Origin of the sequence: Novosphingobium fluoreni, from assembly GCF_014196615.1 — a bacterium.
GTDB lineage: Bacteria > Pseudomonadota > Alphaproteobacteria > Sphingomonadales > Sphingomonadaceae > Novosphingobium > Novosphingobium fluoreni.
In genome coordinates this window covers 119,809-142,374 of the sequence record NZ_JACIDY010000006.1, presented here as the reverse complement: position 1 = coordinate 142,374, position 22,566 = coordinate 119,809, and the positions used below count along the sequence as shown (strand labels likewise).

Annotated in this window: 21 protein-coding genes; 12 read left to right on the top strand and 9 right to left on the bottom strand. The window is 63.0% G+C overall.

Features of this window, described 5'->3' with window-relative positions; all coding sequences use genetic code 11:
- Window positions 1-55 precede the first annotated feature (55 nt).
- The 6 genes from GGR39_RS12710 to GGR39_RS12685 form a co-directional block, all read right to left on the bottom strand.
- Window positions 56-280: a F0F1 ATP synthase subunit C gene (locus tag GGR39_RS12710; protein WP_058735464.1), complete on the bottom strand. Its 225-nt coding sequence runs from the start codon at window positions 278-280 to the stop codon at window positions 56-58.
- Between the two features lie 54 nt (window positions 281-334).
- Window positions 335-1,123, bottom strand: coding sequence for a F0F1 ATP synthase subunit A (locus GGR39_RS12705; RefSeq protein ID WP_058735465.1), 789 nt, complete (start codon window positions 1,121-1,123; stop codon window positions 335-337).
- A gap of 72 nt (window positions 1,124-1,195) precedes the next feature.
- Window positions 1,196-1,516, bottom strand: a complete 321-nt coding sequence (locus tag GGR39_RS12700) for an AtpZ/AtpI family protein (RefSeq protein WP_058735466.1) — start codon at window positions 1,514-1,516, stop codon at window positions 1,196-1,198.
- Window positions 1,517-1,728: 212 nt separating this feature from the next.
- On the bottom strand, window positions 1,729-2,124 hold the full coding sequence (locus GGR39_RS12695) for a YdbL family probable chaperone protein (protein ID WP_183617478.1): 396 nt from the start codon (window positions 2,122-2,124) through the stop codon (window positions 1,729-1,731).
- Window positions 2,124-2,387: a YnbE family lipoprotein gene (locus GGR39_RS17475; RefSeq protein WP_343055882.1), complete on the bottom strand. Its 264-nt coding sequence runs from the start codon at window positions 2,385-2,387 to the stop codon at window positions 2,124-2,126. Before GGR39_RS17475 ends, GGR39_RS12695 begins: the two co-directional genes overlap by 1 nt.
- A complete protein-coding gene (locus tag GGR39_RS12685) occupies window positions 2,384-5,575 on the bottom strand; it encodes an intermembrane phospholipid transport protein YdbH family protein (RefSeq protein ID WP_246388680.1) in 3,192 nt (1,063 codons plus the stop codon). Before GGR39_RS12685 ends, GGR39_RS17475 begins: the two co-directional genes overlap by 4 nt.
- Before the next feature lie 53 nt (window positions 5,576-5,628).
- Here GGR39_RS12685 and radC point away from each other — a divergent pair, with 53 nt between their 5' ends.
- The 8 genes from radC (at window position 5,629) to GGR39_RS12645 (ending at window position 14,144) form a co-directional block, all read left to right on the top strand.
- Entirely contained in the window at window positions 5,629-6,348 is a 720-nt protein-coding gene (gene radC / locus GGR39_RS12680; protein WP_183617477.1) for a RadC family protein, read from the top strand.
- Between the two features lie 93 nt (window positions 6,349-6,441).
- Entirely contained in the window at window positions 6,442-7,095 is a 654-nt protein-coding gene (gene hisG, locus GGR39_RS12675) for an ATP phosphoribosyltransferase (RefSeq protein WP_058735470.1), read from the top strand.
- Window positions 7,095-8,387, top strand: coding sequence for a histidinol dehydrogenase (gene hisD, locus GGR39_RS12670; RefSeq protein WP_183617476.1), 1,293 nt, complete (start codon window positions 7,095-7,097; stop codon window positions 8,385-8,387). Before hisG ends, hisD begins: the two co-directional genes overlap by 1 nt.
- Entirely contained in the window at window positions 8,384-8,827 is a 444-nt protein-coding gene (gene nusB, locus GGR39_RS12665; protein WP_183617475.1) for a transcription antitermination factor NusB, read from the top strand. Before hisD ends, nusB begins: the two co-directional genes overlap by 4 nt.
- Before the next feature lie 22 nt (window positions 8,828-8,849).
- Complete coding sequence (gene thiL, locus GGR39_RS12660) at window positions 8,850-9,812, top strand: thiamine-phosphate kinase (protein WP_183617548.1); 963 nt, start codon at window positions 8,850-8,852, stop codon at window positions 9,810-9,812.
- A gap of 114 nt (window positions 9,813-9,926) precedes the next feature.
- Window positions 9,927-12,029 (top strand): sodium-translocating pyrophosphatase, encoded by a 2,103-nt coding sequence (locus GGR39_RS12655; protein WP_183617474.1) that lies wholly within the window; start codon window positions 9,927-9,929, stop codon window positions 12,027-12,029.
- A 91-nt stretch (window positions 12,030-12,120) separates the two neighbouring features.
- Window positions 12,121-13,299 (top strand): GNAT family N-acetyltransferase, encoded by a 1,179-nt coding sequence (locus GGR39_RS12650; protein WP_343055881.1) that lies wholly within the window; start codon window positions 12,121-12,123, stop codon window positions 13,297-13,299.
- Entirely contained in the window at window positions 13,296-14,144 is an 849-nt protein-coding gene (locus GGR39_RS12645) for a cupin-like domain-containing protein (protein ID WP_183617473.1), read from the top strand. Before GGR39_RS12650 ends, GGR39_RS12645 begins: the two co-directional genes overlap by 4 nt.
- Here the strand turns inward: GGR39_RS12645 and GGR39_RS12640 are convergent.
- The 3 genes from GGR39_RS12640 to uvrA form a co-directional block, all read right to left on the bottom strand.
- Window positions 14,055-15,293 (bottom strand): hypothetical protein, encoded by a 1,239-nt coding sequence (locus GGR39_RS12640; protein WP_183617472.1) that lies wholly within the window; start codon window positions 15,291-15,293, stop codon window positions 14,055-14,057. The genes GGR39_RS12645 and GGR39_RS12640 overlap by 90 nt on opposite strands.
- A gap of 125 nt (window positions 15,294-15,418) precedes the next feature.
- Window positions 15,419-17,656, bottom strand: a complete 2,238-nt coding sequence (locus tag GGR39_RS12635) for an NACHT domain-containing protein (RefSeq protein WP_183617471.1) — start codon at window positions 17,654-17,656, stop codon at window positions 15,419-15,421.
- Between the two features lie 69 nt (window positions 17,657-17,725).
- Entirely contained in the window at window positions 17,726-20,710 is a 2,985-nt protein-coding gene (gene uvrA, locus GGR39_RS12630) for an excinuclease ABC subunit UvrA (RefSeq protein ID WP_183617470.1), read from the bottom strand.
- Here uvrA and GGR39_RS12625 point away from each other — a divergent pair.
- The 4 genes from GGR39_RS12625 to GGR39_RS12610 all read left to right on the top strand — a co-directional run bounded on the left by GGR39_RS12625 (window position 20,709) and on the right by GGR39_RS12610 (window position 22,559).
- Window positions 20,709-20,876, top strand: coding sequence for a hypothetical protein (locus tag GGR39_RS12625; RefSeq protein WP_183617469.1), 168 nt, complete (start codon window positions 20,709-20,711; stop codon window positions 20,874-20,876). The two genes, uvrA and GGR39_RS12625, sit on opposite strands and share 2 nt — an antisense overlap.
- Window positions 20,877-21,203: 327 nt before the next feature.
- Window positions 21,204-21,560, top strand: a complete 357-nt coding sequence (locus tag GGR39_RS12620) for a UrcA family protein (protein ID WP_058735479.1) — start codon at window positions 21,204-21,206, stop codon at window positions 21,558-21,560.
- 218 nt (window positions 21,561-21,778) lie between these two features.
- Window positions 21,779-22,321: a septal ring lytic transglycosylase RlpA family protein gene (locus GGR39_RS12615; protein WP_246388679.1), complete on the top strand. Its 543-nt coding sequence runs from the start codon at window positions 21,779-21,781 to the stop codon at window positions 22,319-22,321.
- A 67-nt stretch (window positions 22,322-22,388) separates the two neighbouring features.
- Entirely contained in the window at window positions 22,389-22,559 is a 171-nt protein-coding gene (locus GGR39_RS12610; protein WP_183617467.1) for a hypothetical protein, read from the top strand.
- Window positions 22,560-22,566 lie beyond the last annotated feature (7 nt).

The window sequence follows — 22,566 nt, the reverse complement described above, 5'->3', positions numbered from 1 at the left end:
GTAGCAGTCGAGACCGCCTCAGACTGAAGCGGCTCGACCCAGACGGTTCGCGCGATCAGGCGAAGATCAGCAGCGCGGCAACAACGAACGACAGCAGGCCCAAGAGCTCAGCACCGGCGAAACCGATGAACAGGCGGCCCTGCTGCGCGTCGGCAGCACCGGGGTTGCGCAGCGCGCCTTCGAGGAACTTGGCGAAGACCGAGCCCACGCCGATCGAGGCGAGGCCGCAACCGATTGCAGCGAGACCGGCTCCGAGCAGCTTTGCAGCATCTGCGTCCATGGTAGAAACTCCCTTTGGTAAATCGTGGATCGGTGAGGATCCGTGGAATGAAGATCAGTGCAGGTTCTCAGCGTCGTTCAGATAAACGCAGGTGAGAAGAGCGAAAACGTAGGCCTGAATGCCCGCCACCAGCAGCTCGAGTGCGCAGATGCCCACCATGAGGATGAAACTGGGCAGACCGGCGATCGCGAAAAGACCGATGTTGGCGTTGCCCGTGCTGATCACGAAGCTGGAGAGGACCTCAAGCAGAACGTGACCGGCCATCATGGCAACGAATAGTCGCAGGCCGAGGCTAAACGGACGCACCAGGAACGAGATCAGTTCCACGCAGAAAATAAGCGGGATCATGACCACAGGGGTGCCGTGCGGCACGAACAGAGAGAAGAAATGGAAGCCGTGCTTCGCGAACCCGACAATGATGACGATCGCGAACGTGACGACAGCGAGAACACCGGTGGCCGAAAAGTGGCTGGTAAAGGTGAACGCGTGCAGTCCGATCACGCCCAGCGGCAGAAGACCAAGGAAGTTGGCGAAGAGAATGAACATAAACAGCGTGAACATGTACGGGACGTACTTCTTGCCCGCTGGCCCGACGTTGGCCGCAAGCAGCCCATCAATAAAGCCGGTGAAGCTTTCCACCGCCATCTGCCAGCGCCCCGGCACCAGTTGCCGCTTCATGCCGCCCGCCACGAACACCAGCATCAGCAGCGATGCCAAGGCCATCCACAAGGAGGAGTTGGTGAACGGGATATGGTAGCCCGCCAGTTGCCAACCCTCGGTGCCGAACAACGGCTCGATGGTGAACTGGTGCATCGGATCGACTTTGCCCGCCTCGGCTGCCACGTCTCGCCTCTTTACCTAACTATATGTGCAAGCGGCACCCTTTGCTGATTGCGAGCCTTACGGCCCGGGCAATCAATCAGGGCGCCGGTTGGACATCCGGATGATATTTCTGAAGGCGACAAGTATCCCGAAGAACATCATCACCAACAGACCCCAAGGCGTAGTTCCAGCGAAATGGTCGATGACCCACCCCAGAAAAGCGCCGCCTACGATACCTCCCAGGAGGTCGGCGAGAACACGGTTGCCGGCACGATAACTCTCGTCCGCTTCCGCCCCTGCCACCGGCCTGGTACGCTTCTCTTCCTGCTCGCGTGCGACACGAAGCCGCTCGTCAAGCGCGTCAAGACGCGCATCTTCACCAAGAGGTGCTCGTGCGTCCGGTTCGTCGTTCATGTCAGCCCCTAATTCTCGCAGGAACTTGCGACACGCCCGACGGCCCGCCCGCCGTAGGCATCGGCCCCTTAGGGTGAGGGAAATTTCAAGTCAACCGGGGTGGTGGCGCTCGGGCGGGTTATCCCGGCCACCGCTATGCGCAACAAAAGGAAATCACATTAGCGAAACATCGCCCGGCATGCGCCACGCCGGATGTGGCGATCGCGGATGGATCAGGGGCAACGCGGGTCGCGCTGCGGCGCGCCGCTGCCGCGTGTCTGCCAGCTGCCGTCGGGGGACTGGTACTTTTCTCCGGGCGCCGTACGAGCGATCAGCAGACAACCCTGCGTAAAGGCGTATTCCTCCACGGTCGCATTCTGTGAGGCGGCTCGCTGGGTATAGTTGGCACGACGCTGGATGTTGATCTTGTCCACAAGGCCGCGAAGGTCACCGCTGCCACCGCCAACGACGCCGAGATAACCGTCCGTCTTTTCTCCCACCTGCCCGGCGGACCGCGCAGCCGCGTAGGCCGGATCACGATCGGCAAAGGCCGGTTCGGACAATCCCAGAAGCATGGCTCCGCCAAGGCCAGCAAGTGCGAGAGAGCGGAGATGCGATATCGATTTCATCAGAAAATATCCGGGTTGGCTTCGATGTTTTGCTTCACATCTTCGGCGAGGCGGTAAACGACTTCCTGTTTGATGTTGATATTCAACTCAATCACGATCGGCTTATCCGGTGCGTTGACCGATATGCATCCTCCCAGCGGCAACACGGCTGCCAGCAGAAGCATAATCGATTTCGCCCGGCTCCCCGCCCATCCTGTCTGCTCGCTATGTATATCAGTGCGGTGCAGCGGATCGACAAGGCCTGTCGAACAGGAAGAGGTCATGGCATGGGCTCGCTTACAGTAGGCTGAATAGAGGGTTTTGCGCGATCAGCTGATAGCGTCGCGTTTGACGCGCGCGGCGGGGTCTTGCCGTTGGCATCGATCAAACCCAGCGTGCGGGGGTCTCGAACGTAGGCCGGATCATAAAGCGATTTGAACGAGGTGATCAGCTGGAAGAATGGCGCGCGTAAGTTCACGTTGAATTGGATCGGCAATTTGCCGATGCGACGCGTCAGGAAGTTCTTCATTGCGCCCTCTCCCTGTGTGACGCCCGAAAAGCTGACGCGGGTCACGATCTCTCCCTGCAAAGCGCCGTCCATGCCGATCGTCATCTGGCGATAATCAAGCGATCGCAGGGTATCGAACGCGAAGTTCGCCATCGCCGAGAGGTCCTTGTACGTCAGCTCGCCGACGTAGGACACATTGCCCCCCGGTGGCCGCGAACGCAGCATGCCGCCTTCGATGCGCCCGCCATTCTTGTCGATCACCAGAGGCAGCGTGCCATCGAACGTGCCCGTGGCGTTGAGGTTTGCCAGTTCCAGGCGCTGGACGAACAGCGCTGCATCCGCGCCGGTCACCTCCATCGTGTAATTCTGGATGGCATCGCTGCCGATGATCATCCGGGTAGGTTGCAGCTTCAACGTACCGCCAACGAAAGGCCAGGTGCCACCCTCGACCGATAAGACGTAATTCGGCTGCAAGGCATAGACGATGGTCCCGTCGTTCACCTCGATGCCGGGGTTGATGGAGGCAACCTTCAGAGTTTGCCGCGGCGCCGTGACCAACCCCAGGAGATCAGAAAACTGGATCGCACCGGAGACGCCTTGGACGGGTCCGAAGGCGGCGGCGAAGTCCAGCTTGTCCGTCTTGAAAGTGCCCTGGCTCGTCACCCCCGCCGAGTCCCAATCAATTCTACCCTGCCCGCGCACCGTGCCCCGGGCATTGGCGATGACGCCCAGCGCGAGGCGGGTCAGCGTATCGGGCTGCAGCTTCTGGTCGAACGTGATGTCCTGCACCGCCAGATCGGCCGCGCCACGACCGCGGGAGAGATCGTGCCGAATCGTAGTCAGAAGGATCGGTCGGTCGCTGGTTGGTTCGCGCAGCAGCGCCTTTGCATCGATGATATTGTCGCGAAGGGAAAGGGTCGCCTCCCGCGCGATCACCGGTTGGAAACGATCGACCGCCTCCCGATCTTCCAGTCGAAACGAAGCGTCGGCCAGCGTCAGCGCGCCGCCGGCATAGCGCCACCGTCCGCGCACCTCGTGCAAGTCGAGTGGCACGGCGTTCAAGGCCACGTCCGAACCGTCGAACGTGCCGCCGATTTCGCGTCCGGCGCGCGCGGTCAGGTTGGCTATGCGGAAGCGCGACGGCGTTGCGGTGGGCCCCAGGCTAACATCGACAGAGCGTGCGGTGATCACACCGGGATAAGCGAATCCCACCGGGCCCGAAGCAATGCGGATCGGCGTCTGCCCCAGGCGTCCTGCCAGATCGAGCGCGGCAATCCCGCCTGCTACCGACGCTTTGCCGCCGGAGACGGTAACCAGCGGACGGCCGTTTGCCGGGCACACCGTCAACTGCCGCCGATCGATCGACAGCGAAGCCAGCGTCAGCCGATCAAACCGTACGTTCGCGCAAGACCGCCACAAGGCCAGCATGTCATCGTGCCAGCGGCCATCGACCGGGAGCATGAGATTGTCGGCGCGTCCACCTGGCAGGACGCCGCTGGCGATGACCCCGCCGGCAAAACCGATTGCGCCATTGCGCGCCTGCACGATCAACAGATCGGGTATCGCGAAGCTGGCATCCCCTGCCTGATAGCGAGCCATCTGGACGTGGAGCACCAGGCTGCCGTCCTTCGCACGCTCCATCCGCCCGGCGATGCGCGGCAGATCGGCACCGCCGGTGGTGAAGTTGCCCGAGATGTGAGGCAGTCCTTCGGGCCGCGCGAGAACCTGCACGCGCGAGGCGGCGAGCAGCGATGTGCCGTCTTGCCCGTGCAATCCGATTCGCGGCACTACGACGGACAGCCCCTCCGCCCCGCGACGGACCAGGAAGCTGCCATCCAGCGTGGCATCCCGAGCATGGCGCGCCAACGATTGGCGAATGCGGCTGATGAGCGGCTCGGCAAGTGTCCCCTGCCCCCCGCGTTGCGCGACAGACAGCGCTTCATCGAGACCGGGGCCCGTTGCGATGCCCGTTCCCGATGCGTCGCCCTCTATCTGAAACCGGGAGAAGCCATTCGTTGCCCTCACCTGGGCGGAAACGCCGAGCCGACCTGCCCGCGCCGCGTCGATTGCGACACGTTCGCCGGTGGCGTCCACCTTGGCGTTCAGCACGCCCTGACGATAAGCGAACTTGACCTTCCCGCGAAGCTTGGCCGCCTTTGCCTGAGGCGTAATCAAATTCTGGGCTAGCGCTCTCAGTTCACCTTCCCCGCCATCCAATGCCTGTGAAAGCGTGACTTTGGCCTGGATGCCTGACTGGCCCACCGAAAGGCCCTGCGCTGCGCAGGACGCAGAGCCGAGGCGGACCGGGCCGGCGAAAGTCGGCCGCTCTGCCTTGATCGCAACACGCCCGTAGAGGCTAAGGCTGCTGACGTCGCAGCCCTGGGCCGAAAAGTTCGGTGCGATGGCGGCAACCTCACCCACAAAGCCATCACGCAGCGCGCCCTTGCCACCGACCTTCACGCCGATCGTACCGTAGTCGGTTGCGATCCGCGCCCGACCATCCTGCACGTCAACATCATAGTCCGGTAGGCGAAACGGCGCCTTGCTGCCTGTGAACAACAACTTATCGAGCGCGCCGAAGCTGGGTTTGCCGCGCACCACCGCGCCGAACAACCGAGGGCGAATCAGGGTGATCCGGCCAACGCCCGGCAAGCCGAACCGCAGCCGCGTCGCGACGTGGACTTCCTCGATCGTCAGGTCAGGACGGCGCGGGTCGCCGATCACCAAGTTGCGCAAGACCTGCTCGTCAGGTCCGATCGCCGCGATCTGATATGTGGCGGGCAGGCCAAGCCGCGCCAGTTCGCCCGCCAGGTAATCGTCCGCGATCGATTTGCGGCTGAGCCAGCCATACAAAGCACCGCCGCCCAGCAGAACGACGATCAGCGCCGCGCCCACGCGCAAACCCCGGCGGGTTCCGGGCCCTGCCGCCTGCTCCACGATCGCTGCTTCGTCCTGATCCGCCATTCGTAGCATCACTTGCGCTGGCGAACCTTGAAAGGCAATGGATTCCCCAGACCATGGCGAAGGACCCTACCCTGTTCGATGAAGCGCCATCGGCCAAGCCCGGCACCGATCCCAGCGGCCATCGTTCGCGCCTGCGCCAGCGCCTGCTGGAAGGCAACGACGAGGCCCTGGGCGACCACGAAGTGATCGAAATGCTGCTGATGCAGGCGGTGCCCCGGCGTGACATGAAGCCGCTGGCCCGCACGCTGATCGATCGCTTCGGATCGCTGGCCGGAGTCCTCACCGCCGATTCGCGCACTCTGGCGGCGCACCCCGGGATGGGAGAGGCGACGGCGGCGGCGCTCAAGATCGTGGGCCTTGCAGCGCGAAGGCTTGCCCGGCAGCGCGTTCGTGAAGCGCCGGTGCTAAGTTCCTGGCAGACCCTGATCGATTACCTGACCATCGATATGGCGCATCTGACTCGCGAGCGTGTGCGCGTGCTCTATCTCAATGCACGCAACATGCTGATCATGGACGATCACGTAGGCGACGGATCGATCGACGAGGCCGCGATTCACCCGCGCGAGGTCATCCGCCGAGCGCTGGACCTGGGGGCGACGGCGCTGATCCTGGTGCACAATCACCCCAGCGGGAACGCACAGCCCAGTCGCGCGGACATCGAGATCACCAATCGCATCGCGGAAGCGGGACGACTGTTGGGCGTGACGGTTCACGACCATGTCGTGATCGGGCGAGAAGGCCATGTGTCCCTGAGAGCCAAGGGCCTGATCTGAATTCTCAGCGCGCGTACTCGACGAAGGCAGAAGCCTACACTGCACGCGCTCTCATGTTGCCCTTTTTCGACAGGCCGCTTAAGGCCCGCCACCATGCCGAACCCGCTGATCTTCGCCGTGCCGAAAGGCCGCATCCTTGAAGAAGCGCTGCCCTTGATGGCGCGCGCTGGAGTGGTGCCCGAAGCGGAGTTCCATGACAAGAAGTCACGCGCGCTCTCTTTCGCGTGTGAAAATCCGGAAATGCGGCTCATCCGCGTGCGCGCTTTCGACGTGGCGACGTTCGTGGCGCATGGCGCGGCGCAGGCGGGGATCGTCGGCTCGGATGTGGTGGAGGAATTCGGCTATCCCGATCTCTACGCACCGGTGGATCTGGCGATTGGCCACTGCCGCCTGTCGGTCGCCGCGCCCGAGGGAGAAGTTTCCGGGGCGCTGCCGTCTCACTTGCGCATCGCCAGCAAGTATCCGAACCTGACGCGCCGGCACTTCGAAGGCATGGGCATCCAGGCCGAGGTCGTGAAGTTGAACGGCGCAATGGAACTGGCCCCCAGTCTTGGACTGGCGAGCCGAATCGTCGATCTGGTGTCGACCGGGCGGACCCTGCTGGAAAACGGCCTGGTGGAAACCAACACCATCCTGGATATCTCGGCCCGGCTGATCGTCAACCGCGCCGCTCTGAAGACCGATGAACGGGTCGGTGCCCTGGTCGAGCGGTTTCGCGCGCTGGTGAACGAGCGGGAGGCCGCCTGATGCTGCGCCTCTCCACGCGTGGCGCCGGGTTCGATCAGGCCTTTCGTCGCCTCGTCCGCGATCGGCGGGAAAGCGACGAGGATGTCGCCCGCGACGTCGCTCGCATCCTCTCCGATGTCCGCAACCGTGGCGACGAAGCGCTGATCGATCTCACGACGCGCTTCGACGGGCATAGTTTGTCCGATGAAGCGTCATGGCGGATCGAACCCGCTGCATGCCGCGATGCCTTTGACGCTTTGAAGCCGGAACTGCGCGCCGCGCTGGAACTCGCCGCAGAACGCATCCGTCGCTATCATGAGGCGCAAAAGCCCGAGGATCGTGATTATACCGACGAGACCGGCGTAAGGCTTGGGGCCAAGTGGCTGCCGGTCGACGCGGCGGGTCTCTACGTCCCGGGCGGGCGAGCGGCTTATCCCTCCTCGCTCTTGATGAACGCCATTCCCGCCAAGGTCGCCGGCGTGGAGCGGCTCGTAGTGGTCACACCGACACCCAAGGGCGTTATGAACCCGCTGGTCCTTGCCGCGGCACACCTTGCGGGCGCGGACGAGATCTGGCGGATCGGTGGCGCACAGGCCGTTGGCGCGCTGGCTTATGGCACCAAGCGGATTCAGCCGGTCGACGTGATCACCGGCCCCGGCAATGCCTGGGTGGCCGAAGCCAAGCGCCAGATGTTCGGGGTCGTCGGCATCGACATGGTGGCCGGTCCCAGCGAAATTCTGGTGATCGCCGATGGCAACAACGACCCGGAGTGGATCGCCGCCGATCTGCTCAGCCAAGCCGAGCACGATCCGTCATCCCAATCCATCCTGATCACTGACGATCCGCTTTTCGCCGATACCGTCGCCGATCGGATCAAGGTGGAGATTGCGATGCTGCAGACTGCCAGGGTCGCCGATCAGAGCTGGAACAAGCACGGCGTCATCATCGAGGTGCAAAGCCTGGACGAAGCCCCCGCCCTGGCGAATGCGCTGGCGGCCGAGCATGTGGAGATCGCCACGGACGATCCTGAAGCGCTGTTTACCCGCATTCGCCACGCCGGCAGCGTCTTTCTGGGGCGCCATACTCCCGAAGCGGTGGGTGACTATGTCGCCGGGCCCAATCACGTGCTGCCCACCGGCCGCCGCGCCCGCTTTGCCTCGGGGCTTTCAGTGCTGGATTTCATGAAGCGCACGAGCTTCATCCAATTGGACAAGCGCGCCCTTCAGGCGATCGGGCCGGCCGCCATCGCCTTGGCCGAAGCGGAAGGCCTCCCCGCGCACGCACGCTCTATCGAGACGAGACTAGGAATATGAAGTCCAAAACCAAGGGCCGCGCCGCCGCCCGCCTTGCCGCCGTCCAGGCGCTCTACCAGTTCGAGATGGAGAGCACCCCGCAGGCCCAGTTACTGGATGAGTTCCATCGCCATCGTCTGGGTGCCGAGATCGACGATGACCAATACGCCGAGGCCGAGGTCGCCTTTTTCGACGACGTGGTAACAGGCGTGATCGCCCGGCGTGACGAAATCGACGGGCTGCTTTCGGCCAAGCTGGCGCAGGGATGGTCCCTCCCTCGCCTCGACCGCACGATGCTGCAGATCCTGCGTGCCGGTACCTGGGAGTTGCTTGCTCGCCCCGACGTTCCGACCGCCAGCGCGATCAGCGAATATCTCGACGTGGCCCACGCCTTCTTCGACGCGCGTGAAACCAAGTTCGTGAACGGCGTGCTGGACGGCGTCGCCAAGCAGGTCCGTTGAACGGACGCCCGATGCCGTGCCGGTGAGCGGCGAGGCTGCCTTCATCGCCGCCCTGCGCGCCATCGCCACGTCCGACGCGGCGCGGGGCCTGGCCGATGACGCTGCGGTGCTGGAGATCGGTGGCTCCCGACTGGTCCTCACCATGGACACGATCGTCGAGGGCATCCACTTCCTGCCCAAAGATCCCGCCGAAACGGTCGCCTGGAAACTGGTGGCGACCAACGTCTCCGATCTCGCCGCCAAGGGCGCGCGACCCAGGGGATGCCTGCTGTCCTACGCCCTGTCGAACGATGCGGCATGGAACGCGCGGTTTCTGACCGGGCTGGAGAAAGCCTGCGGCAGCTTCGCGATTCCCCTGCTGGGTGGTGACACGGTCGGTCATGTCTCCGGCTCCCCCCGCAGCTTCGCACTGGTCGCCCTGGGAGAACCGATGGAGGGCGTAAACGTCCCTTCGCGTAGCGGTGCCCATCCCGGGGACACAATCTGGGTGAGCGGCACGATCGGCGATGCCGGACTGGGATTGGCGCTGCTGCAGGAGCGGCTTCAGGCGGACGAAGCCAGCCAGGCCGCCCTGATATCCGCCTATCGCGAGCCCCGGCCAAGCGTAGCTCTGGGTCTTGCCCTCGTCCCGCTGGTCAGCGCGATGATGGACATTTCGGATGGCCTGCTGATCGATACGCAGCGCCTCGCCGACGCGAGTGGGCGTTCGGCCATCATCGAATTGGACAAAGTACCTCTGTCGCCGGCGCTGCTTCAGACGGTGGGAGATGATTTAGAAAGCCGCATTTCCGCAGCTTCGGCGGGCGATGATTATTGCCTGCTCTTCACCGCGCCCCAAGCGCACGAAGCGCTGCTGATGGCAGCAGCCAAGGAGCAAGATGCGGTTCTCTACAAAGTAGGGGCAATCGGGTCAGGTGAAGGCCTGACCCTGCTCCATAACGGGGCGCCAGTGCCGCTCCCCGATCATCTTGGTTTTCAGCACTGACATTGCATTTTTGCAAACCCCTTGCCAGTCCCCCGGCCGCCCTATAGCCCTAGTGTCCGAGCAGCAAAAAAATGCTGCCGAATAAGATAATAAACAAGGGAAAGGGGATGCTGCGTGAATTTGATCACGATTGCCATCGTCCTGGGGTTGGTCGCCGTTGTGTACGGCTTCGTCACCAGTAGACAAGTGCTCGGCGCTTCAGCCGGTTCGGAAAAGATGCAGGAAATCGCCGCCGCCATACAGGAGGGTGCGCAAGCCTACTTACGGCGACAATACACCACTATCGCCATCGTCGGTGTCGTCGTCGCTCTCATCATCATCGTGACACTGGGGCCTGTGCAAGCCAGCGGCTTCGCTATCGGGGCGATCCTGTCGGGCGTGGCCGGGTTTATCGGCATGAACGTGTCGGTGCGCGCCAACGTGCGCACAGCTGCAGCCGCGCAGAAGGGCCTGCAGCAGGGCCTCACTCTGGCCTTCCGCGCCGGTGCGATCACCGGCATGCTGGTTGCAGGGCTGGCTCTGCTCGCGATCGCCTGTTTCTTCTACTACCTGACGGCGATCGCCGGCTACGAAGTCGGCACGGCAGACCGCACCGTCGTCGATGGCCTCGTCGCACTGGCATTTGGGGCATCGCTGATCTCGATCTTCGCGCGGCTCGGCGGCGGTATCTTCACCAAGGCCGCGGACGTCGGCGCCGATCTCGTCGGCAAAGTCGAGGCGGGCATTCCCGAAGACGATCCGCGCAACCCCGCCGTCATTGCCGACAACGTAGGCGATAACGTGGGCGACTGTGCGGGTATGGCCGCAGACTTGTTCGAAACCTATGTCGTCACCGTGGGCGCAACCATGGTGCTGACCGCACTGCTGGTGAAGGGCCTTGGCGCTTACCTACTTGCCATGATGACACTGCCGCTGCTGATCGGTGGCGTGTGCATTATCACATCGATCATCGGCACATATTTCGTCAAGCTGGGTGCCAAACAGTCGATCATGGGGGCGATGTACAAGGGCTTCCTTGTCACCGCGATCCTTTCAATCCCCGCGATCTACGGCTGTATCTGGTTCATCCGGCAGGGTGACATGATGGCACCGGTTGGTGTCGATCCTTACAATGGCATGGACCTGTTCTGGTGTTCGATGGTGGGACTGGCGATCACCGGGCTGATCATCTGGATCACCGAGTACTACACGGGCACGCAGTACCGCCCGGTGCGCTCGATCGCGCAATCGTCCGTTACCGGCCACGGCACCAACGTGATCCAGGGTCTGGCGATCAGCATGGAAGCGACCGCGCTGCCGACCGTGGTGATCGTGGCGGGCATCGTCGTCGCCTATCAACTCGCCGGCCTGATCGGCATCGCCTACGCCGCCACGGCCATGTTGGCCCTAGCCGGAATGGTGGTCGCACTCGATGCTTACGGACCCGTCACCGACAATGCGGGCGGCATCGCCGAGATGGCGGGTCTGGACGACTCGGTTCGAGAGAAGACCGACGCGCTCGACGCTGTGGGCAACACCACCAAGGCCGTCACCAAGGGCTATGCGATCGGTTCCGCCGGCCTTGCGGCACTGGTGCTGTTTGCTGCCTATACCAATGACCTGAAGGCGTTTTTTCCCGAGCTGACCGTCAATTTCAGCCTGGAGAACCCTTACGTCATCGTAGGTCTGCTGCTCGGAGCCTTGCTGCCCTACCTCTTCGGTTCGATGGGCATGCTCGCCGTTGGCCGAGCCGCAGGCGATGTGGTGGTCGATGTTCGCGAGCAGTTCCGTGAAAAGCCGGGCATCATGACGTACGAGCAGAAGCCGGACTACGCCCGCACGGTCGACCTCGTCACTCGAGCGGCCATCAAGGAGATGATCATTCCGTCACTCCTGCCGGTGCTGGCCCCGATCGTGGTGTATTTCGTCATCACCTTCGTCGCCGGGCAGGCCAATGGCTTTGCCGCGCTGGGAGCCCTTCTGCTGGGCGTGATCGTCAGCGGCCTCTTCGTCGCGCTGTCGATGACGTCGGGCGGCGGTGCGTGGGACAACGCCAAGAAGTACATCGAAGACGGTCACCACGGCGGCAAAGGCTCCGAGGCGCACAAGGCCGCGGTGACCGGCGACACGGTCGGCGATCCCTACAAGGACACCGCCGGCCCCGCCGTGAACCCGATGATCAAGATCACGAACATCGTGGCGCTGTTGCTGCTGGCCGTCCTGGCCGGCCACGGCTGATCAGCCAACTACCCCGCCTGTGCACGTTGCGGGCGGGGTTTCTTAACCAACCCCGTTAGCCCGCTCTTGACCGCGACCTGGTACCCTCACCTTGCGCGACGATCCTTCGCGTGACGACGGGATTAACCAGACGGTGGCGACACAGCCGGTAGAGCAGCACGACGAGAACGCCGGCGCTTCGCTGCGCCTGGTGCCGTGGGCCGCCCTCTCCGATCCAGAGTCCATCCGCTCGTGGGACGCCCTAGCGGCCTGTGCCATCGAGCCCAATCCCTTCCTTGAAAGCTGTTACCTCCTCCCCTCGCTGCGCCTGCTGTCTGACCAGACCGAGGTGAATCTGCTGCGGCTCGACATTTCGGGTGAACTGGCGGGCATGCTGCCGATCGCGCGGCCAAGTCACTACTATCGCTATCCCTTCCCGCACCTCAGCAACTGGCTGCATCCCAACATGTTCTGCGGCGCACCGCTCGTCGCGGCCGGATCGGAGGGGGCATTCTGGCAAGCTCTGCTGCGCTGGGCGGACCAGAACGCCGGCACCGCCCTGTTCCTCCACTTGCGCGACCTCCCGCTCGACGGTCCACTTTATACCGCCTTGCTTGACGTCTGCTCCCAGCAGCGCCGCCAGTGCGAAGTCGTCCAGCGGGAAGAGCGCGCCATGTTGGCCTCCAACCTCTCGCCAGAGGCCTACTGGGATGCCTCGATGTCCGCCAAGAAACGCAAGGAGCTGCGCCGCCAGGCCAATCGCCTTGCCGACGAAGGCGCCGTGTCTTTCACCCGCCGCACCGATGCCGACGGGCTCGACCAGTGGACGCAAGACTTCCTCCGCCTCGAGCAGGCCGGCTGGAAGGGAGAGGCCGGCTCGGCCCTCGCCAGCGCCCCCGCCACCGCCACGCTCTTTGCCGAAAGCCTCGCCGGAGCCGCCGCTCGCGGCCGCCTCGAGCGGCTGACCCTCTCCCTCGAAGGCCGCCCCATCGCCATGCTTGCCACCTTCCTCAGCCCGCCCGGCGCGTTCTCCTTCAAGACCGCGTTCGACGAGCGGTTCGCGCGCTTCTCCCCCGGCGTGCTGCTCCAGCGCGAAAACCTGGCGATCCTGGGCAACCCCGACATCGCCTGGACCGACAGCTGCGCCGCCGCCGACCATCCGATGATCGACCACATCTGGCGTGAGCGCCGCGAGATCGGCAGGCTCTCGATCGCCATCGGCGGCGCCGCCCGCCGCTTCGCCTTTCGTCAGCTGGTCCGCCACGAGACCCGCCAAGGTTCCGGGCGATGAGCGTTTTCCCCCCCGCCTCGCGCGCCGCTTTCGCCCAAGCCTATCCCGAGGTGCCGCACGTTCTGGCGCACACCCTCCACCAGCACCCGCTGCTGGAGCGCGAGGCCCTGGCCACGCTGGCCGAGGCGCTGCCTGCGTCATCGGTGGAGTACAACGCCGCTGACCAGCCCCTGGGCGTCGACGGCAAGCCTGCCCCCACCGGCCTGCCGATCGGCGAGACCATCCGCCGGATCGAGAGCAGCAAGTCCTGGGCCGTCCTCAAGAACGTGGAGCAACACGCCCCCTACGCCGCGCTGCTGGCCGACCTGCTGGCCGAGCTGACCCCGCAGATCGAGGCGCGCACCGGGCGGATGCTGAAAACGCAGGGCTTCATCTTTATCAGCAGCCCCGGCAGCGTCACCCCCTACCATTTCGACCCCGAGCACAACATCCTGCTCCAGATCCGCGGCTCCAAGGTGATGACGCAGTTCCCGGCGGGCGATCCCGCCTACGCGCCCGATACCGTGCATGAGACCTACCACACCGGCGGCGGCCGAGAGCTTCAGTGGCGCGACAGCTTGCTGCCCGGCGGGCGAGAGTTTGCGCTGGGCCCCGGCGAGGCGCTGTTCGTCCCCGTCATGGCGCCGCATTTCGTGCGCAACGGCCCGCAGGCCTCGGTGTCGCTATCGATCACCTGGCGTTCGGAGTGGAGCTTTGCCGAGGCGGACGCGCGGGCCTTCAACGGCCTGTTGCGCCAGTGGGGCCTCTCCCCCGCCTCACCAGGGCGCTGGCCCGCCGGCAACCGCGCCAAGGCGCTGGGCTGGCGCGTGGCCAGAAAGCTCTCGGGCAAACTCGGCGCCGGTTGAGCGCACGCCCGGTTGCCGCAATTGCCGGTGTCCAGGGGAGTACCGCGCACCCCCGCGCAACCCCAGTTGCAGGGACTTGTACTCGATCGCCACGTCGTCCGGACCATAGGCCTCGCGATAGCGCGCCGCATAGTCCTCGCGCGCCTCATCGTCGAGGTCGTCGTCATCCGCCGCGTGGAACGCCGCCATGTCGATTTCGATCGCGGGGAAGGAATAGCGCGGCGCGGGCAGGCTCTGCTCCGCCACCGCCGCGTCGACCGCCCCGCAGGCGCGCGCGTGCCACGTGTCCCACTCGGCCAGCGCGGCATCGAACCACTCGGTCATCAGCGGCGAAGGTTCGTCCTCCTCGCTCGCCGTGCCTGCCGCCACTTCGGCCTCCCAATCCTCGTAATCGTCACGCATGCGCGCGGTGGCGGTGCGCTCCGCCCAGGCCTCGCGCGGTTGGGGGACGAGCGGCGCGCTTTCGGCCCAGCCCTCTCCGGTATCGACCAGCGCCTCGCCCGGCTGCTCCCCCGCGATCCCGGCGAGCAATTCGTCGAACCGCGCCGAAAGCTCGCCCGCGTCGGTCTCCTCGGCCGCCTTGTCGAGCCGCGCGAGGTGGGCGAGCAGCAAGCGCGAGTCATGCCGCACCCGGATGCCGACGTTCTCGCCCCGGAACCACACCGGCTCCTCGATCCCGTCGAGCGCGCGCGTGGCGAGCACTTGCGCCGCCACCTCGCGCGCGAGCACCAGCGCCGCCTCCCAACCAAGACGGAACGCCCGATCCCGCCGCCGCGCGACATAGGCCGACTGGTGCGACAACCCCACCCGAGCCGCCGCCGAGCGCACGTTCCCCTTCTCCGCCAGATGATGCAAAAACGCCGCCTTCCGCGCGGGAGTCCAAGAGTTGTGGTTGGCGGCGGCGCTCAGCCCCACTCCTTCAGCGGAGGGATCGGCGTGGCGGCTCTCCCCACCCAGCGACGTCCGAGGCGCAGAGCCCCCACTCCCTGACCCGCTGCCCTGAAGCGGAGGCGAAGCCGAAGCCCACTCGCGCAAGTCGGCGCAGTCATCGTCCGGCAAGCCGATATCCCGCTCGACCGGTATCCAGCCCCGGCCGAAGGAGGTGGGGTATTTTGGCTTGCCGCCGTTTGCGTCTGAACTGTCCGACATGGTTCACCTTTCACAAGGGATGTTCAATGTGAGATACCCACATTCTAAACCCATATGGTTATACCATGCTCGTATGCTTGTAGGAAACCTAGGTTGGAGCCAGCAATCAGGTGCGCGGAGCGGATCTAATTAAAGGCGTCAGTCGCTTTCCACAGCGGATCGTCTGAGGATCTAAGTTGATCCAGTATTTTTCCAACTCTCGCTGCTTGGGATCGTTCAGGCGAGTAGATCCAACCTTCGTTGCCCCGGTGACGCGATAGCACGCCCTCCTTCATCAAGAAAGGAAGCACCTCTTGAGCAATTGTCTTCACTGAACCGGCACCGAAGCCTCGATAAAGAGCCGCTTCCTTACGGCCTGCGCCTTTTTGCATGAAGGTCTTTTTAAGTATAGAGACGAGAACTTCGTGTGCCGGCGAAAGACCTGCACGTCGAATTTCGGCGACAGTCTGAACGGAGTCGAACCGATCAACCGACGATAGACTTACCCATGACGGAAGGCCGCTGAATGATGAAGCGCCCGACACTTTCTCTACTAAAGAGTTCTTGATTCGAACATTGCTAGGAGGAGATGACGGCAGCACGAGAACCTGAACGACGGCGTTCTCTATTTCGAAGTTTTGGACGTTCAATCTGTGAAGGTCTAAGTCACTGAACGATGCGCCGGATACAGCCAAGCCGTTGAAGTCAAATGTGCTTTCAAGCTCCGAGCGAGCCGCAGCCGCGATAATGTCACCACACAGTGTCTTATTCTCAGATCGCGAAGCTTGCTCGGCTAGCTGGCGGAAAGACTCAAAGCGACGATCTATCTCCAAGGCTAGGACCGACTGCCCCAGGGGTTCGAGCGGATTCATCCAGCTATCTGCAGCTATCTCTCTACGAGTTTCATTATCGGCCTCTATCGCGCCGATAATGTCTCTTGCCCGGAGGCCGTCTAAGATGAATGTATCCACGAATTGCCTATCAGAGGATTCCAACCCGATCCGGCCTAAACTTGGTAGACGAAGTAGCATGACCGCCGCTTCCTCCACTGGAAGCTTCCCTACTACTTCTTCAAAGGCCTCTTGCAATGTACGTTGAGAAATAGGTCCAACGTTCGCTGGAAGGTTTCGTGTACGACGGGATAGCTTGAGGAAAACTTGGTAAATGGTTCCCGCGTCGAAATTAGCGTTTATACGCGCGTCACGCTCGCACAGCACATTTATGAAGTGGTTCCAAAACTCGGCGTCTTGATTATCAATGCCGAACATTCTCTCGAGTTCGTCGTCAGTCAACGTTGCGATGGTTTGGCAAATGAGAGGACGCCTAGGCAACCATGATGGAAGATCGACGTTAACGCCCGTTAATTCGAAATATGACTCCATCTCTTCTTCGGTGAACTCATCTTTCGCCTGAAGAACGATTGTATTCTTCTTGTCTAATCCCAACGCTGAAAACATCTCGGCTTCAGAGGAGAAGTAGTGTTCGCGTCCGGCAATAAGACAGCCGCCGCCGACGGAGCGAATGGCGTCCTTCACGCCACTCACCGCCTGAGCGCGAAGTTGACGCAGTCGGTCCTCGTCAACGCTCCACGATTGGCTGCCTACCTCGTCAAACCCGTCGATGAGCAAGATACAATTTTTAGTGTTAAAGACGCGGACTGCGGATGCTTCTAGCTCATCTAGGCCAAGCTCAAGCAATGACCTTCGGAGAATTTCTTTTCCGCTCTTAAGCCCCCAACACTCTCGTAAATTAATTGCGAAAGGAAACTTAAACGTAATCCCCCAATCAACCGCTAGTAAGGAGAATATTTGTCGGATGCACCGACTCTTTCCCGACCCATACTCGCCAAGCAGTACAATGTTTTTACCTTCAAGAAGCAGGTCGCACACTCGAGCAATATCGATTTCACGACCGTCTACTCGGTTGATGTATGATACAGGAACGTACTCGGCGGTATCGATCGCACCTGTTATAGGATCGATGGCACTGCCGAAAGCCGCTTCAAGCCTTGCATTTAGATATCTTGCAAATTGGAAAAAGTTAGCAGCAAAACTGTTGATTGAAGCTATATTAATCTTGCTGGTTAGTGCTGTCGCTTCCATGGATTTCGTTGGATCGGCATCGAGCACGATCCACCCCCGGCAGACAATACCTTGGCCAGCTAGTGTAAGCCGCGCAGCGTTTATATTGGCTATGTCTTGCCGAACTTTCCTCAGGTCCTCTCTGACCGAGGCTTCTACAATGACGTACTCTTCTGCGCTAAGCTCGATAACGCCATCGAAGTTGATCCCAGCAATGGTGCGGGCTTTACACGGCGAACGCCAAACTAGCTCTGCTACTCCACGTACCTGCTCTTCGAACTTCGACCATCTCGCCTTCGCCACGAATTGCTCCCCACCGTCCAGTCACATTGTTATTGTTGCTGACCGCTGCTGTAAATGCACCCTAGCATTTCATCCCTCCAACAACGGCTTAAGATACCGCCCCGTAAAGCTCGCCGGGTTGGCGGCCACTTGCTCCGGGGTGCCGGTAGCGACGATCTCGCCGCCGCGGACGCCGCCTTCGGGGCCGAGGTCGATGATCCAGTCGGCCACCTTGATGACGTCGAGGTTGTGCTCGATCACCACCACCGAATTGCCCTGGTCGACGAGGCGCTGGAGCACTTCGAGGAGCTTGCGCACATCCTCGAAGTGGAGGCCGGTGGTCGGCTCGTCGAGGATGTAGAGCGTCTGCCCGGTGGAGCGCCGGGCGAGTTCCTTGGCAAGCTTCACGCGCTGCGCCTCGCCGCCCGACAAGGTGGTGGCCTGCTGGCCGACCTTGACGTAGCCCAGCCCCACTTCGTTGAGCATGTGCATGCGGTCGCGGATCGGGGGGACGGCCTTGAAGAACTCCTCGGCATCCTCAATCGTCATGTCGAGCACGTCGGCGATCGACTGGCCCTTGAACTTCACCTCCAGCGTCTCGCGGTTGTAGCGCTTGCCGTGGCACTCCTCGCAGGTGACGTAGACGTCGGGCAGGAAGTGCATCTCGATCTTGATCAGGCCGTCGCCCTGGCACGCCTCGCAGCGGCCGCCCTTGACGTTGAAGCTGAAGCGGCCGGGCTTGTACCCGCGCTCGGCGCTTTCCGGCAGGCCGGCGAACCAGTCGCGGATGATGGTGAAGGCGCCGGTGTAGGTGGCCGGGTTGCTGCGCGGGGTGCGGCCGATCGGCGACTGGTCGATCTCGATCACCTTGTCGCAGTTTTCCAGGCCGGTGATCTTGTCGTGCGCGCCCGCGATCACCCGCGCGCCGTTCAGCTGGCGGCTGGCGCCCGCCTGCAGCGTGTCGATGGTGAGCGAGGACTTGCCCGAGCCCGACACGCCGGTGACGCAGCAAAACGTGCCGAGCGGGAACTTGGCGGTGACGCCCCTGAGATTGTTGGCCCGCGCGTTCTCTACGGTGACGAACTTCTTGTTGCCCTTGCGCCGCTTGGCCGGGACCGCGATCTCGCGCGTGCCGTTGAGGTAGGCGGCGGTGAGGCTGTTCTTGGCCTTCAGCACTTGCTTGAGCGTACCCTCCGCGACGATCTCGCCGCCATGGACACCCGCGCCGGGGCCCAAGTCGACGATGTAGTCGGCGGCGCGGATCGCGTCCTCGTCATGCTCCACCACGATCACGGTGTTGCCCAGGTCGCGCAGGCGTTTCAGCGTGGCGAGCAGCATGTCGTTGTCGCGCTGGTGCAGGCCGATCGAGGGTTCGTCGAGCACGTATAGCACGCCCGACAGGCCTGAGCCGATCTGGCTGGCAAGGCGAATACGCTGGCTCTCACCGCCTGACAGCGTGCCGCTGGTGCGGTCGAGGTTGAGATAGTCCAGCCCGACGTTGTTGAGGAAGCCCAGCCGCTCGTTGATCTCCTTGAGGATGGCCTTGGCGATCTGGCTCTGCTGCGGGGTCAGCTGCGCGTCGAGGCCGCCGAACCAGGTGTAGGCGTCCTGCACCGAGAGGCGGGCGGCGGTGGCGATGTCGCTCTGCGCGATCTTCACCGACAGCGCCTCGGGCTTGAGGCGCTTGCCGTGGCACACCTCGCACGGCTGCGCGGTCTGGAACTTGCCCAGTTCCTCGCGCATCCAGGCGCTGTCGGTCTGGAGCATGCGGCGATTGAGGTTGCCGATCACGCCTTCGAACGCCTTGCTGACGGTGTAGCTCTTGCGCCCGTCCTTGAAGGTGAGCGGCACGGCCTTGCCCTTGGTACCAAACAGGATGGCTTCGCGGTGTTCGGCGGGCAGGTCCTCCCACTTGGTCTCCAGCTTGAAGCCGAAATGCGCAGCGAGGCTGGAGAGCACCTGCATGTAGTAGGGGCTGGGCGGGTTCGACTTGGCCCAGGGCACGACCGCGCCTTGCTTCAGGCTGAGGCCTTCGTTGGGGACCACCAGCTGCGGATCGAACAGCAGCTTCTCGCCCAGGCCGTCGCAGGCCGGGCACGCGCCTTGCGGGGCATTGAAGGAGAACAGGCGCGGCTCGATCTCTTCGATGGTGAAGCCGCTGACCGGACAGGCGAACTTCTCGGAGAAGACGATGCGGTTGGCCGGCAGGCCAGCGCCTTTGAGGCTCCCCTCCCGTTCCCGGGAGGGGCTGGGGGAGGGCTTGTCGGAACGGGCGTCCTTGCCGGAAGGCTTGGACATGCCCTCCCCTAACCCCTCCCGCATGCGGGAGGGGGACTCAAGCTCAGCCACCGTGGTATCGGCCAGGTCGACATAGGCCAGCCCTTCGGCCAGCTTCAGCGCCTGCTCGAACGAGTCCGCCAGACGCGTCTCGATGCCCGCCCGCACCGAGATACGGTCGATCACCACTTCGATGTCGTGCTTGTACTTCTTGTCGAGCGCGGGCGCGTCCTCGATCTCATAGAACTCGCCATCGATCCGGACGCGGGTGTAGCCGGCGCGCTGCCACTCGGCCAGTTCCTTGCGGTATTCACCCTTGCGACCGCGCACGACCGGCGCGAGCAGGTAGGCGCGGGTGCCCTCGGGCAGGGCCATGACGCGATCCACCATGTTGGATACTGTCTGCGCTTCGATCGGCAGCCCGGTCGCCGGCGAGTAAGGAATGCCGACCCGCGCCCACAGCAGGCGCATGTAATCCCAGATCTCGGTGACGGTGGCGACGGTCGAGCGCGGGTTGCGGCTGGTGGTCTTCTGCTCGATCGAGATCGCGGGGCTGAGGCCGTCGATATGTTCGACATCGGGCTTCTGCATCATCTCGAGGAACTGGCGCGCATAGGCGCTCAGCGATTCGACATAGCGGCGCTGCCCCTCGGCGTAGATCGTGTCGAACGCCAGGCTCGACTTGCCCGAGCCGGAAAGCCCGGTGATGACGATCAACTTGTCGCGGGGCAAGGCAATGTCGATGCCCTTGAGGTTATGCTCGCGCGCGCCGCGCACGGTGATGTGGGTCAAGCTCATGGGCAGCGGTGTTCCGGAAATGTTCGAGTCGGTCAAGCCGGTGGCGTGGCGCAAGATGTGGGGGCCGATCCTGATATTGCAACGCGGCCTGGACGGTCACAGCGCCGCTGCGTTTCTGTGCCGCATCGGGATCGACAACCGGCTCTTTTTCATACCAAATCACTGAAAAACCAAGCCGTTCACCAATTCGTAACTTTTTTCACATGGATACTTCTACGAACTTGATTCTGTCATCTTCGCGGTCTAGTGCGGCCAGCAACAAGCCTGAAGTTCATCGGCGTCGCATCTAAGTCGATTTCTGTAGATCGCGTGCCAGAACTCATTTGGTATTCCCTCTATAGTTGTCATTCTGACGAAGAGCGGCCGTTCGTGCTGCCTGACATGATGGTTGGCTTTTGCCTGTTCGCTTCGACAACGCGTGTTGTTCGGTGTGATGGCTGTTGCCCGTCTTATGTTTGGCATCGCGAGCCGCCTGATAGGAAAGCCTTGTCTCATGACCCTCAAGACCTTCGCGTTCATCGCGCTCGCTTCCGTTACCCTGCCCGCCACCGCTTCGGCCGCTTCGGTCGATGCCAACCGCGTCGAAGTTTCGCGCGAAGTGCAGTATGGCGACCTTGACCTTGCCAGCGCGCAAGGCCGCGGCCGTTTCGATGCACGCATCAACTCCGCCGTTCGCTCGGTTTGCGGCATCGCGGACTCGCGTGACCTCAAGGAAATGGCACAGATGCGCCGCTGCCGCCGTGAGGCGCTGGCCCTTGCCACCACCAATCGCGAACTCGCCATCGCCCAGACCGCGCGCCGCACCGGCGTCGCGATGGCCGCTGTCACCGAGCGCAAGCTGGGTCAGTGATCTGAATAGGGCAGGAGCGGCGGTGCGTGCCGCCGCCCCTGCCTTTTTGGCCCATGCGGCCTATCGATCTGCGCCAGGCAAAGTAATTAATTGCCTTTAAGTTATCGAACTGACTTATTCCCGTCCGTGGTTTTCAACAGTTAGATCGGCCTGACTTGGCCAGATGCCGACCGTTGCTTTAAGCCGTCGCGATGCATCACGGCTTTCGAAACCTTTCCATGGCTCTTATCGCCGCCACCATGCTGGCGGCATGCGGGGGGCACTATCGCCCGGTCACTGATACGCCGGTGCGGATCGGCCCGCCCTACACTGTGCGCGGCACGACCTACGTTCCGGCGGCAGAGCCCAGCTATGACATGCTGGGTTACGCCAGCTGGTATGGCTCGGAAAGCGGCAACCGCGTTACCAATGGCGAGAAGTTTCGCCCCGGCTGGATCACCGGCGCGCATACAACCTTGCCACTGCCCACTTATGTCGAGGTGACGTCGCTCACCTCGGGGAAACGCATCCTGGTACGGCTCAACGATCGTGGGCCGTTCAGTTCGCGCACGCGCATCATCGATCTTTCGCGCGGGGCCGCCGAACTGCTCGGCATGCGGGAGCGGGGGCGCGGTCCGGTGCGGGTGTGCGTCGCCCAGCCTTCCGAACGCGATCGCGCGGCACTGCGCAAGGGCAAGACGGCTGCCGAGCTGGCACCGCTACCGCCCAGCGTCCTGGCCGCGTTGCGCGAACGCTTCGTCCGGGGCGTCGGCCCGCTTTGACGCGGCAGCGGGAACCTCCCGCCGATCCGCCGCATTGCATCAGATAGATGTGATAACGGAGAGCGCCATGATCGAGACATCGCCCAACCATTCCATCGGTGACGAAATCCCCTATCGCCGCAGCACGATGGACCGGCGGACCGGTTCGCTCGTTTTCGACAAGCGACTGGATGAGAAGCTGGCGGAGGGTAGCCTCCAAAGCACCGCCACTCCGCCTGCAAAGCACACCGGTCGCTAACCGACAC

What these genes read in the sequence shown, in the direction of transcription:
- GGR39_RS12710 (WP_058735464.1), bottom strand. Translation starts at nt 280, where the DNA reads ATGGACGCAGATGCTGCAAAGCTGCTCGGAGCCGGTCTCGCTGCAATC.
- GGR39_RS12620 (WP_058735479.1), top strand. Translation starts at nt 21,204, where the DNA reads ATGACCCTCAAGACCTTCGCGTTCATCGCGCTCGCTTCCGTTACCCTG.
- GGR39_RS12695 (WP_183617478.1), bottom strand. Translation starts at nt 2,124, where the DNA reads ATGAAATCGATATCGCATCTCCGCTCTCTCGCACTTGCTGGCCTTGGC.
- GGR39_RS12625 (WP_183617469.1), top strand. Translation starts at nt 20,709, where the DNA reads ATGGGCAGCGGTGTTCCGGAAATGTTCGAGTCGGTCAAGCCGGTGGCG.
- nusB (WP_183617475.1), top strand. Translation starts at nt 8,384, where the DNA reads ATGAAGTCCAAAACCAAGGGCCGCGCCGCCGCCCGCCTTGCCGCCGTC.
- radC (WP_183617477.1), top strand. Translation starts at nt 5,629, where the DNA reads ATGGCGAAGGACCCTACCCTGTTCGATGAAGCGCCATCGGCCAAGCCC.
- GGR39_RS17475 (WP_343055882.1), bottom strand. Translation starts at nt 2,387, where the DNA reads ATGACCTCTTCCTGTTCGACAGGCCTTGTCGATCCGCTGCACCGCACT.
- hisG (WP_058735470.1), top strand. Translation starts at nt 6,442, where the DNA reads ATGCCGAACCCGCTGATCTTCGCCGTGCCGAAAGGCCGCATCCTTGAA.
- GGR39_RS12615 (WP_246388679.1), top strand. Translation starts at nt 21,779, where the DNA reads ATGGCTCTTATCGCCGCCACCATGCTGGCGGCATGCGGGGGGCACTAT.
- hisD (WP_183617476.1), top strand. Translation starts at nt 7,095, where the DNA reads ATGCTGCGCCTCTCCACGCGTGGCGCCGGGTTCGATCAGGCCTTTCGT.
- GGR39_RS12610 (WP_183617467.1), top strand. Translation starts at nt 22,389, where the DNA reads ATGATCGAGACATCGCCCAACCATTCCATCGGTGACGAAATCCCCTAT.
- GGR39_RS12645 (WP_183617473.1), top strand. Translation starts at nt 13,296, where the DNA reads ATGAGCGTTTTCCCCCCCGCCTCGCGCGCCGCTTTCGCCCAAGCCTAT.
- GGR39_RS12640 (WP_183617472.1), bottom strand. Translation starts at nt 15,293, where the DNA reads ATGTCGGACAGTTCAGACGCAAACGGCGGCAAGCCAAAATACCCCACC.
- uvrA (WP_183617470.1), bottom strand. Translation starts at nt 20,710, where the DNA reads ATGAGCTTGACCCACATCACCGTGCGCGGCGCGCGCGAGCATAACCTC.
- GGR39_RS12700 (WP_058735466.1), bottom strand. Translation starts at nt 1,516, where the DNA reads ATGAACGACGAACCGGACGCACGAGCACCTCTTGGTGAAGATGCGCGT.
- GGR39_RS12685 (WP_246388680.1), bottom strand. Translation starts at nt 5,575, where the DNA reads ATGGCGGATCAGGACGAAGCAGCGATCGTGGAGCAGGCGGCAGGGCCC.